The sequence below is a fragment of the Candidatus Eisenbacteria bacterium genome, assembly GCA_020847735.1.
Classification (GTDB): Bacteria; Eisenbacteria; RBG-16-71-46; order RBG-16-71-46; family RBG-16-71-46; genus CAIXRL01.
On record JADLBL010000006.1, the window covers coordinates 20,872 to 33,762 of the forward strand.

General features: G+C 71.0%; 9 protein-coding genes. 3 read left to right on the plus strand and 6 right to left on the minus strand.

Annotated features, from left to right (window positions below; all coding sequences use genetic code 11):
• Nucleotides 1-256 precede the first annotated feature (256 nt).
• The 6 genes from IT347_02625 to IT347_02650 all read right to left on the minus strand — a co-directional run bounded on the left by IT347_02625 (nucleotide 257) and on the right by IT347_02650 (nucleotide 9,523).
• On the minus strand, nucleotides 257-1,468 hold the full coding sequence (locus IT347_02625) for a DUF4032 domain-containing protein (protein ID MCC6348469.1): 1,212 nt from the start codon (nucleotides 1,466-1,468) through the stop codon (nucleotides 257-259).
• Nucleotides 1,469-2,527, minus strand: a complete 1,059-nt coding sequence (locus IT347_02630) for a saccharopine dehydrogenase NADP-binding domain-containing protein (GenBank protein MCC6348470.1) — start codon at nucleotides 2,525-2,527, stop codon at nucleotides 1,469-1,471.
• 128 nt (nucleotides 2,528-2,655) lie between these two features.
• Complete coding sequence (locus tag IT347_02635) at nucleotides 2,656-5,361, minus strand: T9SS type A sorting domain-containing protein (protein MCC6348471.1); 2,706 nt, start codon at nucleotides 5,359-5,361, stop codon at nucleotides 2,656-2,658.
• A 112-nt stretch (nucleotides 5,362-5,473) separates the two neighbouring features.
• Complete coding sequence (locus tag IT347_02640) at nucleotides 5,474-8,197, minus strand: CHAT domain-containing protein (protein MCC6348472.1); 2,724 nt, start codon at nucleotides 8,195-8,197, stop codon at nucleotides 5,474-5,476.
• Between the two features lie 31 nt (nucleotides 8,198-8,228).
• The gene (locus tag IT347_02645; protein ID MCC6348473.1) at nucleotides 8,229-8,933 is read right to left on the minus strand and encodes a hypothetical protein; all 705 of its coding nucleotides are present in this window, start codon (nucleotides 8,931-8,933) and stop codon (nucleotides 8,229-8,231) included.
• Nucleotides 8,930-9,523 carry a sigma-70 family RNA polymerase sigma factor gene (locus IT347_02650; protein ID MCC6348474.1) on the minus strand — a complete coding sequence of 198 codons (594 nt, stop codon included), beginning with the start codon at nucleotides 9,521-9,523 and terminating at the stop codon, nucleotides 8,930-8,932. The genes IT347_02645 and IT347_02650 overlap by 4 nt, the downstream gene beginning before the upstream one ends.
• A gap of 438 nt (nucleotides 9,524-9,961) precedes the next feature.
• Between IT347_02650 and IT347_02655 the strand changes: the two genes are divergently transcribed.
• Genes IT347_02655 through IT347_02665 form a run of 3 tightly spaced genes read left to right on the plus strand, consistent with a single transcriptional unit; the run spans nucleotide 9,962 to nucleotide 12,839 of the window.
• Nucleotides 9,962-11,110 carry a Re/Si-specific NAD(P)(+) transhydrogenase subunit alpha gene (locus IT347_02655; protein MCC6348475.1) on the plus strand — a complete coding sequence of 383 codons (1,149 nt, stop codon included), beginning with the start codon at nucleotides 9,962-9,964 and terminating at the stop codon, nucleotides 11,108-11,110.
• Nucleotides 11,107-11,415 carry an NAD(P) transhydrogenase subunit alpha gene (locus tag IT347_02660; protein ID MCC6348476.1) on the plus strand — a complete coding sequence of 103 codons (309 nt, stop codon included), beginning with the start codon at nucleotides 11,107-11,109 and terminating at the stop codon, nucleotides 11,413-11,415. The genes IT347_02655 and IT347_02660 overlap by 4 nt, the downstream gene beginning before the upstream one ends.
• Nucleotides 11,412-12,839: an NAD(P)(+) transhydrogenase (Re/Si-specific) subunit beta gene (locus IT347_02665; GenBank protein ID MCC6348477.1), complete on the plus strand. Its 1,428-nt coding sequence runs from the start codon at nucleotides 11,412-11,414 to the stop codon at nucleotides 12,837-12,839. Before IT347_02660 ends, IT347_02665 begins: the two co-directional genes overlap by 4 nt.
• Nucleotides 12,840-12,891: the final 52 nt, after the last annotated feature.

Sequence of the window (12,891 nt, forward strand, 5' to 3'; positions counted from 1 at the left end):
GGGCGACGCCGGAGAGCGGGGGATCGCGGTGTCGCCGCCTGCTCGATGCGACGATCAGCCTGATGCTTCGCGATGACGACGCCGGAAGTCTGAACTCGGCCTGAACTCGATGCAACGAACTTGTGAGCCCGAACGCGCCGCACGGCGGTTTCGTTCGCCTTCTTCCGCGGGATGTTTAGTGCGATGCGACTCGGCGAAGAGTGGACACAACATCGCCGGGGCGCCCGGGGAGGAAGCGCGAAGTCGTTCGGGTCGTTCAGCTCCCGGACTGGAACCTGGCGACGTAGTCCTCGAGCGCGGCCTGCAACCCGACGTCGCGCTGCGCCCGCTCGGAGAGGAACCACTTGTGCTCGAGCACCTGGCAGTAGAGCTCCGCCGGGTCCGCGACGTGCTCGAGCAGCGGCGCGAGCGTCCTGAGCGCCGGCTCGTACTGCTCGCGCTGCCAGCGGTAGGCCGCGACCGAGAGCGGCACGCTGCGGTCGAGCTCGCGCGAGAGCGTCGCCTTGAGTTCCTTGATCTCGTTCAGCATCTGCTCGGCCTGCCGCTCGCCGACCGACAGGCCGGTCAGTCCGTGGAACTGATGCCTGTGGTAGTCGCGATCGGTGACGATGGCGCGAATGCGCAGGCGGTCCCCGCCTTCGGCCGTCTCGATCTCGACCTCCCCCACCGAGAAGCCGAGCGCGTTGAGCCGCCGGATGCGGTCCTGGATGCGCCAGTGCTCGTCACGCCCGATCATCTCGGCGCGCGTCGCTTCGGCCCACAGCGCCTCGTACTGCTCGCGGATTCGCGTGCCGGTCTGCTCGGCGTCGAGCGAGCCGGGCACCTCCATGAAGGCCTCGAGGTCGGCGAGATCGCCGGCGACGTTTTCCTCGAGGATCATCAGGTCCTGCCGGCGCGCGCCGTCGCCCAGCGCCTCGTGATGCTCGCTCGTCTCCGCGTCCACGAGGTAGGCCTGCAGCTCGCCCGCGTCGCGGCGAAACAGCGTGTTCGAGAGCGAGCAGTCTCCCCAGTAGAAGCCGGCCAGGTGCAGGCGCACGAGCAGTCCCGCCATCGCGTCCAGAAGCCGGTCGCGGTAGCGGTGCAGCCCGGGGTTCTGGAACAGCGTGCGGTACGGAAGCGCGCCGTCGAGGAAGCGGGTGACGAGGACGCCGCCTTCCTCGCCGTCCTCGCGACGCACGCGCGCCCTTCCGACCGGCGTCACCGCCGGCATGCGGCGCTCCTCGAGCAGCGAGAGCAGCTCGTACTCGCGTTCGGCGACCGAGCCCGGCAGTTCCTTGCACGCGTACACGACCGGCCCGTAGCTCACGAACAGCACCTCGTGGCGCGAAAGCCCGCGCGGCAGCTGGACGACGCGCCGGCAGTCCTCCGCCCAGCGCGCGAGCGGCAGGTGCCAGGGCAGGTCGAGGAAGTCCGGATGACCCTGCCGGACCTGCAGGGACCGGAGCCCGCGCTCAGGGGCCGGGTCCACCTACTCCTCGCGCCAGGCCATGCGCACGCCGCGTCCGGCCAGTCCGTCCACGATGAAGCGATAGGCGGCCTCGTTCCGCCCGACGTGTTCGAGCGGGTGGACTCCCGGCTCGCGCGCTCCGCCGCGCGCCAGCAGCGCGGCGGTCACGGCGGTCGTCATCGCGGTCGTTCGCGCCATCGCGGTCATCCCGGTCGCGGCGTCCCAGCGGTCCACCAGCGTCAGCCGCTCGCGCCGTCCGTCCTTCCAGCGCACGCGCACGACCAGCGCCACCAGGTCGCGCGGCTCCGGCACGACGCACCGCGCCCGGAACTCCTCGAGAAACCTTCCGCTCTCGACCAGCGGCCGCACCTGGGCCACGTGCCCGGGCCAGCGAAGCGTGCGCTCGCACATGTTCGGCACGTCGGCGAAGGTCTCGATCGCCGTGCGCAGGCCGTCGGAGACGAACGCCTCCATCTCGCCCACTCCGTCCACCTGCACGTTTTCCACCTGCGAGAAGACCGGCACGACCGTCGGTTTCCCGTCGCGCACGAACCGCGCGGGCCGCACGTATTCCTCGAGCAGGTCGTCGAGCGACCAGGTGACCACGTAGCCGTAGGGCCGGCTCGCGTCCTGCGCGACACCGCCCACGTCCATGACCAGCTCCTCGATCGCGCCCTGGGACGCGGCGTGACCGGCCGAGAGGTGCGAGAGCCCGGGCGCGAGGCCGCAGTCGGGCACGATCGCCACGCCGGCGGCGCGCGCCTGCGGATCCAGAGCGAGCGGGTTCTCGGCCGCGAAGCTCACGTCCACGAGCGGACGCTTCGCGTCGATCGCCGCGCGCATCGTGGCGAAGCCGAAGCGCGAAGGCAGCGCGCCGACCGCGAGGTCGTAGCCGCTGATCAGCCGGGCCACGGCGAGCGGATCGGAGCAGTCGGTCTCGACCCACGCCAGGTTGCCGGCGTCCGGCAGGAGCGGCGCGCGGAGGTCGGCGACCTCCACACGCGCCTCGGGAAGCGAGCGCGCCAGGTCCGCGGCGATGACGCGGCCCATCTGGCCCCCGCCCAGGACGACGATCTTCATGGCACAAGACTCCCACGGGCCCGAGGCATCGGAACGCACGCGGGTAGTCTAAGGGAGGGCAGCGGCGGCGGCACTCGTGCGCCCCGGCGGCGGTGGCCGCGGGAGCGCACGGAGCGCGGAGTGGCGGATCAGTCGAGCACGACGGTGCGGCGCGTCGCTTCGAGATCTCCCTGCCTCAGCCGCAGAAAGTAGATTCCGGCCGGCACGGCCCCGCCGCGGGACAGGTCCACGACGTGCCGTCCGGCGCCGAGCGCCCCCACCGGCGTCCTCGAAACCTGCCGCCCCGCCAGGTCCATCAGCTCGAGCACCGCGGGGGCGGCGGACGGGAGCGCGAACTCCACGTTCAGCCGCCCGCCACGCGCCGGGTTCGGCCGCGATCCGCGCAGCGCGAACTCAAGGCCCGGTGCGCCCGGATCGTCCACGTCCGTCGTCTGCCCGGGCCCGACGACCGCGAACGGGCTCTGCCTCCCGTTCCGGTCCACGGCCGTCAGCTTGTAGTAGCCGCCCGGAGCTCCGGTGTCCGCGAATCCGGTGTCGGCCGTCGCCGCGATCCGATTGCCGGGGGTGGGCACGAAATCGGGCGTTGCTCCCCGATGGAGCCGGAAGGTGGCGAAGTCCGCCGCGGGACTCACGCCCCAGTGCAGGTTCGTGGCGCCGCCCGAAAAGCTCGCGGTGAACGGCGCCGGCGCCGGTGGTGGGAGATTGTCCATGGTGTAGCCCTGTCCGGGCGCGGAATCGAGGAACGAGTACGGGTCCGCGGAGGCCGCGCGCACCATGAACGCCGAATACTCGAGCGCTGTGTTGGTGGCGTCCGCGAGCGTCGGAATCACGACGTTGTACTCGGACTCGCCGTGCGCCGGCACGGTCGCGACCCAGGTCCAGCCGGCCAGCTGGGCGGACGCGGGCGCCGCGGCGGAACCTGCGCCGGTCGCCCGAGCGGCGGGCCCGGGCAGCGGATCGTTCCGGCGGTAGATCTCATAGCCCGTGATCGTGAGCCCGGACCCGGGCGCGTCCGCCGTGGAGCGCAGGAAACGGATCTGCGCCTGCCGGCCCTGGTCGTTCCCCACGTCCGAGACGAGCGCGACGGAGGCGGGCATCGCGTACTTGACGACCCGCGAGTTGTTCGTGTCGGCGATGTAGACATTACCCGCCGCGTCGGCGCTGATGCCGATGGGCGCGTTGAGCTGCCCGCCGCCCGCCCCGAATCCGCCCCACCACGCGAGCGGCGTGCCGCCGCTGCTGAAGCGCACGATGCGATGGTTCGCGTAGTCGGCGACGTACACGTTGCCGATCGCGTCCGCGGTGACGGATGCCGGCCTGGCGAGCGATCCCGCCGGCGTGCCGGCCGTGGTCCAGGCGCCGAGGAAGCTGCCGTAGTCGGTGAACTGCTGTATCCGGTTGTTCATCTGGTCCACCACAAACACGCGGCCCGACGCGCTCACCGCCACGCCATAGGGGCCGTTGAACTGCCCGTTCCCGAAGCCCGGAGAACCCCACTTGAGCGCGAAAGCGCCGAGGGTCGTGAACTTCTGGATACGGGAGTTGCTGTAGTCGGCCACATAGACATAGTTCGCCGCGTCACAGGCGATGCCTGCCGGCGAGTCGAACTGTCCGTCGCCGTTGCCCGGCGTTCCCCACTGACCCAGGTAGGCGCCATTGCGCGTGAATCTCTGGATCCGATTGTTGTTTCCGTCCACGACGAAGACGTTTCCCAGGTGGTCCGCGCAGACGCTGCGTGGCCCGTCGAACTGCCCGTTGCCCGTGCCGAAGGCGCCCCACTGGGTGAGATACGCGCCCGTAGCCGAGAACTTCTGCACGCGGTTATTCTGGGTGTCGGCCACGTAGACATTGCCGGCGTCGTCGGTTCCGACGCCCCACGGGCCGTTCATCTGACCCGCACCGCCGCCGAAGGCGCCGATCGTCAGTACTGGGAGCGGCGCCCCCTCGGCAACGGGCGCACCCGCGCCGCTGAACTTCTGGACCCGGCGCGCGTCGTAGTCCGTGACATAGAGGTTTCCGGCCGCGTCGCAGGCCACATCCGATGGCGCGTTGAACTGTCCGTCGCCGTATCCGAAGGAGCCCCACTGGGTCAGAAGCGTGCCGTCCGCCGCGTACTTGAGCACCCTGGATCCATCGTGGTCGGCGACGTAAACATTTCCCATCGCGTCCAGTCCGAAGCCCCCGTCCGTGAAGTCCCCCGCCGGCAAGGGCCACGACGCGAGGTACGCGCCCGAAGGGGCGAACCTCACGACCTTCGCGTTCGTGTAGAAGCCGGGATCGAAGACCACGACATTGCCGTCGGGATCAATCTCGACCTCGCTCGGCCACCACAGGTTGGCGATGCTTCCGAACTGGCTCAGATAGACGCCGCCGCTCGAGAACTTCTGCACCCTGGCGTTGTTCGAATCCACGACATAGACGTTTCCCGCGCGGTCCACGGCCGCTCCGAGGGGGCCGTTGAATTGCCCGTTGCCGCTGCCGCTGGCGCCCCATTCGAGCAGGAGGGCGCCGGAACCGGAGTACTTCCGCACGCGGTCTCCGTCGTAGTTCACCGCGATCAGGTTCCCCGCGGGATCCAGGGCGATGCACCGGGAAATGATGTTCCAGCTCGCGAGCCGGTTGCCCATCCGGTCGTATTTCAGGATGCCGCCTTCGTCGAGGTAGACGTTTCCGAGCGCGTCCACCGCCACGTTCGTGACCGAGCCGAGTTCGTAGGGTGAGCCCCACTTGAGCTCGAACGTCGGCGTCACCGGGGCGGGGGACGGGCGCGCGGTCACCGGCACGAGCGTGGCGGCGAGCAGCAGGCCGGCCAGCGGGCAGGCGATGGATCTCATCGAATGCCTCCCTCATCGAGGCGCCCCCGCGGAACGATTCCCCGGGAGCCCTGCATGAAGGGGAACCCGGGAGGTGTCCGCGAATCACAGCCGGAAGCGCCGTGCCGGAACCCTACCGGGAGGGTCCGCCGTCCGACCACGCTTTCGCCCGCGCCCTGTGCGGCCCACGCGGGATCAGCCGGACCGTCGTCTCCGGGTCGCCGATCAGGACGAAGCCCGCCCAGTCGCGCAGGCGAGAATGCCGCCGCGAACGCGCGAGGCGCTGCGCGTCGCCCAGCGCATCACCCGCGGTCCGACCCTGCGCGAGCTCCGCATAGAAGTCGCGGACCATCTCGGCGGTGGCTTCGTCGCCCACCGGCCAGAGGGAGGCGATCACCGCACTGGACCCCGAAGCCAGCCACGCGGCGGCGAGCCCGGGCATGGCCTCGGATCCGAGCGCGCCGCCCGCGGATGTACAGCCCGTGAGCACGCACAATCGGGCCGTCCGCCCGAGCCCGGCAATGCGCGCAGCCGTCAGGTAGGCCTCCTCGTTCCGGCCGCGGCCGAGCAGAAAGCCGGCCCGCCAGGGCGCTTCCGGCGAACCCCGGACGTGCGAGGCGATGTGCAGCACCTCGCGCGGGCCGAGATGCGCGAGCATCGCGTCGAGCGGTCGCCGGCCGTCGTTCTCGCGCGATTCCGCATCGGGGAAGGTTCGGATCAGCCAGCGGATCTCGCGCTCGACTCCGGCGAGCTGCCGGCCCTGTCCATCGGTCGAGCGGCTCAGCGCCAGCAGCGCGTGCGATTTCGTTTGGCGTGGCGCGGCCTCGCTCCGCGTCCGCGCCAGCAGCGTGGCCGACGCGATGATCGCCCAACGCCTCCGGACCGACAGCGGATCGCTCTCGCCCGGAATGCGGAGCATCCCGATCGGGTACTGGGCGGAACGGCCCGTCGCGAGGAGCGCGGTTCGCGAGGAACGCAGCAGATCCGCGACTTTTCCGAACAGCTGGTCGCCGAGTGCGGCGGAGGCGGTCTCGACTAGCGCTTCGTCGGGATCCTCGGCCGCGAGAAGGTCGCGGAAGCGACGCAGGCCGGGCGACAGGCGCCTGCCTCCTGCCAGACCCACGGCACGGAGGGAATCGCGGGTCACCGCGAACAGAAACGACGTGTCCGGCGCCATGTAGAGGTCGAGAAGGATCTCGCCCGGACGCAGCACGCGGCGCTGCAGCACCGCCAGCGTCACACGCGGCGTGGCGCGTGTCCGCTCGCCGCCGCTGAGGGCATCCTCGAGCGTCCGTGCGCGAAACGTTTGCAGGGTCGAGAACGTGGACGCCGTGCGGTCCGGCGCCCTTCCGCCCGATGCAGGATCCAGCAGGAGCGCCGCGTACTGGGCGAAGAGGGACGCCGCCGCGCCGCCGAAGGCCTCGCGCCAGGAGCTTTCGCCGGGCAGGATACGGTTGCGCTCCCAGGCGGAGGTCGCGGCCCGCAGGTGCGCGAGCGCGCTGTCCCTGCGCCCCAGCGCCACGAACGCCCGGGCAAGTTCCCGCTCCCCCATGATGGCGGACGCCCCGATCGTCCCGCGGAACCGCTCCCGGGTGGCCAGAGCCTCCCGAAGCGGCGGAATCGCCGTCGCGGGATCTCCGGCATCGGTCCGCAACGCTCCGAGGGCGAGCAGGAGGCCGGCCCGGACGGCGGTCTCCATGCGTGCACCCCGCTGCGCGAGCGCGGGCTCGATCAAGGCGATGCCCTCCTTCGGCCTGCCCGCGGAGGCACGCGCGCGGGCGAGCGCCACGACGGCATCCGCCCAGGTGCTCGATCTCACGGAATCGCGCATCGCGACCACCCGGCCGGCGAGCGAATCCGCATCGGCAAGTCGATCGGCCTCGATCCTCAGCAGGGCGAGGCTGACGAGCGCCTTGTCGAGCACGTCACGCGCACCCGCCCGACCGGCCGCGGTGACCACGGTGTCGAGCAGCGCGCCCGCCTCGTCCACGTGTCCGATGCTGCTCAGGCATTGGGCGACGTTGGCGAGCGACATCAGCTCGTTGGCTCGATTTCCCGCTCGGCGCTGCAGCGCCGCGGCCTCCCGATAGTGCGGGATGGCCAGCGAAGGGTCGCCGTAACCGAACTCGAGGGCGCCGAGATCGTTCAACGCGTCGGCCGCGTTGCGCAGGTCTCCGGCCGCGCGCGACTCCGTCAGCACCCGCTCGTACTCGAGGCGGGCGGCGGCCGGCCGGCCCTGCTGGAGCAACGCGTTCGCGAGCCCCGCCCGGGCGGTACGGGCCAGGTGCGCCTCCCCCGGCTCCGTGATCCGCTCGATCGCGATCCGGTAACCGCGCTCCGCCTCGCGCGCGCGGCCATCCCGCATCGCGATGAACGCGAGGCCCACCCGCGCGTAGCCCTCCATGACGCCCAGCCGGGCCAGACGCGCGAGGCGCAGCACCTCGACGTAACTGGAACCCGCCTCGGAGAATTGCTGCCGCGAGAGACTCGAGTAGGCGATCGTTCGCAGGGCGATGCACCAGAGGAGCGTGTCGCGCGAAGCGCGCAACCTCGGCAGCCAGCGCCGCGACTCGGCCTGCGACTCACCGAAGCTGCCGTCGAAGAACGCGCGCATTCCGGCACGGCGGATCTCCGCCGCCATCTCGAGATCGGTGTTCCCGGTCCTTCGGGCGACGGCGATCAGCGAGTCCATGTACGCCAGGTAGGGGGTGCGACCGCGAAACGCCAGGGAGTCGGCGCGGGCGAACTCGCGCCGGAACCGCACGGACGGCGTGGCGGCGGGCGCCGCGGAGGTCATCACCACCGGGAGCGCGGCGAATACGATGACGGCGATTCGTGTGCGCGTGAGTGTCGTCATGGGCCTGGCGGCGACGTGCGCCGCCGCGGCCTCAGCGTAACCGAATCGCGCGTGCGGGTGTCGTCCTGATGACTGATCGCGCCCGCCATGCCTCCACCTCGACGGACATCCGCGCGTCGGGTGGCAGGGCCGCGGGCAACGAATCGCGGGGCACCGTCAGCCGGGTCGCCGTACCCGCCTCGAACCGGGCGATCGGCAGCAGCGTCGCGTCGAGGAACACGACCCGATACGACTCGGCGCCCGGCAGCGGCGGCCACTCGAGCTCGAAGCCGTCGCCGGCCTCGCGCACGGTCCGCAGTTCGAAACCTGACGGGACCTCGACGCTGCGCAGCCTGTCGCCGCGGAATCCCGGGCGCACCCACCAGCCGATGCCCGCGGCCACCGCGACCAGCGCGAACGTGAACGCCCAGCGCCCGGCGGGCGCCCGCAACCAGTCGAACAGCCCGCGTGCCGACTCCCGAGGGAACCGACGCCCCTGTCCGCCATGGCCGGCCATTCCGGAGGCCGGTTCGCGCCGCGCTTCGAGCGCCGCGTGCAGCCTGCGTTCGAGTTCGTGGCGCGTGGAACCCAGTTCGCCCGCGGACTCCTCCGGCCGGCGTTCCCCCGTGAAGTCGGACAGCATCGCCTTGAGAGCAGAGAACTCCGGGGTCCCCTCCGCGCGGATCCGCTCGGGATCCGACTCCGGCAGGGCCAGCAGTCGCGCGAACTCGGCGGGCGAATACCCGGATGGCCTCACGTGCGTCCCTCCCCTTCGGCCGGGCGGAGCGCCGCCCGCAGCTTTCGCCGCGCCGTCTGCAGCAGGCCCCGGGCGCCGGTCGCGCTCTCGAGCCCGAGGATTTCGGTGATGTCCGCGACGCTCATGCCTTCGTGCGCGCGCAGCCAGATCGCGGTGCGCTCGCGTTCGTCGAGCGCCGAGTCCATGGCCGCCTCGACCCGGCGCAGGCTCTCGGCCGACTCGTGGTCGTCCGCCGGCCCCGCGTCGCCGGCGATCAGCGTGTCCGCGTCGATCTCCGGATCCCGCAGCAGCGGGCGGCTCCTCGCGACCGTCAGGCAGCGGTGGTGCACGATGACGAACAGCCATGCCGGGAAGCGGCCCCGCGGCTCGTAGCGCGGCAGCGCCTCGAGCATTCTCAGCATGGCGTCCTGCGCCACGTCGAGCGCTTCGTCACGGTCACGCACCACGCGGCGCACCCAGCGAAGCACGCGCCCCGACCAGCGCGAGATCAGCGCGTCCACGGCCCGGCGGCCGGCGCGCCCGTTCGGATCCGCCAGGTACTCCCGGATCAGCGTCTCGTCGTCGCGATCGTCCGGAGGCCGCGGGGTCATGCACCGCAGCGTATCCGATGCCCGCGGGCGCACAAGCGCCCGTTCCCGGAGGCGCGGATGGTGTCGACCGGGCAGGCCGTCGAACGCCCGGCCCGCCTGGCCGGCATTGGAGCGGACGAGGATGTGCGCGTCCCCCGACGCGTCCAGCCAACACCGCGCTCGCCTTCCTTTCTGTCCCCCGCTGTACTGCGCCCCGCATGCGGCCCTCCACCAGGCCCCCGAAGGGGGCTCACTGCTTGATGAACGCAGCTGGCGGGCCGTAGTCACAGCCGCGGCGCGCACGCGCACCAGGCGACGCCGTCGCAGCGACTTCCCCCGGCGCCGACAAACGAAGTAGATTCCCCGATTGGTCCGACGAGAGTCGCCTCCGGAGGCGATTCCGTGGTCGGTGGGGCCCGCCCCACGACACGTCACGCAACCTTCTTCCCAGGGTGCCGCATGCGCATCGCCGTTCCCAAGGAAATCACGCCGCGCGAGACGCGCGTGGCGCTCGTGCCCGAGACCGTGGCCCGCCTCGTCAAGGCCGGCCAGGAGGTCGTCGTCGAGAGCGGAGCGGGCGAGGCCGCGGGCTTCACCGACGACGCCTACCGCCAGGCCGGCGCCAACCTCGCGCCCAGCGCGCCGAGCGCCTGCGAAGGCGCGAACATCGTCCTCAAGGTGCACGAGCCGCGGCAGAACGCCGCCATCGGCCGGCACGAAGCCGACCTCGTGCCCCAGGGGGCGGTGTTCGTCTCGTTCCTCGGCCGCGACCGGAACTCGGAAGCCGTCCAGAAGCTGGCGGCCCGCAAGGTCACCGCCTTCTCGATGGAGATGATCCCGCGCACCTCGCGCGCGCAGTCCATGGACGCGCTGTCGTCCATGGCCGGCGTCTCCGGCTACAAGGCGGCGCTCTGGGGCGCCGGCGCGCTCGGCAAGTTCTTCCCCCTCAAGATGACCGCCGCGGGCACGATCGCGCCCGCGAACGTCTTCGTGCTCGGCTGCGGAGTCGCGGGGCTCGAAGCCCTCGCCACCTGCCGCAAGCTGGGCGCCGTGGTCGAGGCGTACGACGTGCGCCCGGCTGTGAAGGAGGAGGTCGAGAGCCTGGGCGGCAGGTTCGTGCAGATCGAACTGGCCCAGAAGGACGTCGTCGCCGCGGGCGGCTACGCCAAGGAGCTGTCCGCCGAGGACCAGCAGCGCGTCAAGGAGCTGCTCGCGACGCACGTCGCCAAGTCGGACGTCGTCATCACGACGGCGGCGATCCCGGGCCGCAAGGCGCCGGTGCTCGTCACCGACGCCATGGTCCGGGGCATGCGGCCCGGTTCGGTCGTCGTGGACATCGCCGCCGAGACGGGCGGCAACTGCGAGGCGACCGTGCCCGGGGAGACGGTCGTCAAGTACGGCGTCACGATCATGGGCCCGCTCAACGTGCCCGCCACGCTGCCGTTCCACGCCAGCCAGATGTACTCGCGCAACCTGCATTCGCTGCTCAAGCTGATGATCGACAAGGAAGGCAGGCTCCGCCTCGATTTCGAGGACGACATCCTTCGCGACGCGTGCATCACGCGGGCGGCGGGCGAACCCGCGGCGGCCGCCGGAAAGGCGTCATGAACGAAGCCACCCTGATTCTCTACGCCATCTACATCTTCGTGCTCGCGGTGTTCGTCGGCTTCGAGGTCATCTCGAAGGTTCCGGTCCAGCTGCACACGCCGCTCATGTCGGGCACCAACGCCATCCACGGCATCGTCATGCTGGGCGGCATGCTCGTGCTCGCGGAGGCGGCCACCCCGCTGCTGACCTGGCTGGGTTTCGCCGCCGTCGTGCTCGGCGCCATGAACCTGTTCGGCGGATTCGTGGTCACGGATCGCATGCTCGAGATGTTCAAGACGAAGAAGCCGGCCGGAGGCAAGTCGTGAGCCCGAAGGTTCTCTCCGAGTTCGCCTACCTCACCTCCGCCGTCCTGTTCATCATCGGGCTCAAGTTCCTGAGCCACCCGCGGCGCGCGCGCAACGGCAACCTGCTCGCGGGAATCGGCATGGCCTTCGCCGTGGCCGCGTCGTTCATCTTCATCTGGTGGGGCGGGCTGCTGACGGGGCACCCGGGCACGGGCACGCTCATCATCGTCGCGATCCTGCTCGGCGGGACCCTCGGTTCGCTCGCGGCGCGGCGGGTCGCCATGACCGAGATGCCGCAGATGGTCGCCCTGCTGAACGGCTGCGGGGGCGGCGCGGCGGCGCTCATCTCGACGGTCGAGTTCGCGAACTTCATGAGCGCGAAGTCCGCCGGGCAGCCGGTGGACCCGCTCGGATTCGGCGCGACGCTGTTCGGCGGCGTCATCGGCTCGCTGTCGTTCTGGGGCTCGCTGGTGGCGTTCGGCAAGCTCAGCGGCTTCGCCGAGAAGGCCATCAACTCGCCGCTCCAGCGCATCGCCACCGTGCTGGTGACGCTGGCGCTGATCGGCACCATCGTCGTGAGCCTGGCCGCCCACGACGCCACGCCGTTCTACGCGCTGCTGGCCGTCTCCCTGCTGTTCTCCGTTCTCATGGTGCTGCCGATCGGCGGCGCCGACATGCCGGTGGTCATCTCGCTGCTCAACTCCTTCACCGGCCTCGCCGTCGCGGCGACGGGCTTCTCGCTGCAGCAGCCGGCGCTGATCATCAGCGGAACGCTGGTCGGCGCCTCCGGCACGCTGCTGACGCTGCTGATGTGCAAGGCCATGAACCGTTCGATCATCAACGTCCTGTTCGCGGGCGTCGGAGGCGGCGCCACGGCGTCCACGGGCGCCGCCGGCAGGAGCGGGCCGGCGAAGACGACCCGCGAGATCAGCGCCGAGGATCTGGCCATGCTGTGCACCAACGTGCAGAGCGTGATCGTCATCCCCGGCTACGGTATGGCCGTGGCGCAGGCCCAGCACGTCACGCGCGAACTGGGCGACCTGCTCGCGGCCCGCGGCGTGGACGTGAAGTACGCGGTCCACCCGGTCGCCGGCCGCATGCCCGGTCACATGAACGTGCTGCTCGCCGAGGCCAACGTGCCGTACGAGCAGCTCTTCGACCTCGAGCAGATCAACTCCGAGTTCGAGCGCTGCGACGTGGCGCTGGTCATCGGCGCCAACGACGTCGTCAACCCGGCCGCGCGCTACGACAAGTCGAGCCCGATCTACGGCATGCCCATCCTCGACGCGGACAAGGCGCGCAACATCATCGTCGTGAAGCGCAGCCTGAATCCGGGCTTCGCGGGCATTGACAACGAGATCTACTACAACCCGAAGACGTACATGTTCTTCGGCGACGCCAAGAACGCCATCGGCAAGCTGGTCGAGGCGATCAAGGCGCAGTAGGGCGCGCCCGGCCGTCGCGTGTCGTCCGGCGCCTCCGGGTGCGTTTCGCGCC

Coding starts and splice junctions, on each gene's coding strand:
- IT347_02630 (MCC6348470.1), bottom strand. CDS start 2,527: ATGAAGATCGTCGTCCTGGGCGGGGGCCAGATGGGCCGCGTCATCGCC.
- IT347_02635 (MCC6348471.1), bottom strand. CDS start 5,361: ATGAGATCCATCGCCTGCCCGCTGGCCGGCCTGCTGCTCGCCGCCACG.
- IT347_02640 (MCC6348472.1), bottom strand. CDS start 8,197: ATGACGACACTCACGCGCACACGAATCGCCGTCATCGTATTCGCCGCG.
- IT347_02655 (MCC6348475.1), top strand. CDS start 9,962: ATGCGCATCGCCGTTCCCAAGGAAATCACGCCGCGCGAGACGCGCGTG.
- IT347_02660 (MCC6348476.1), top strand. CDS start 11,107: ATGAACGAAGCCACCCTGATTCTCTACGCCATCTACATCTTCGTGCTC.
- IT347_02650 (MCC6348474.1), bottom strand. CDS start 9,523: ATGACCCCGCGGCCTCCGGACGATCGCGACGACGAGACGCTGATCCGG.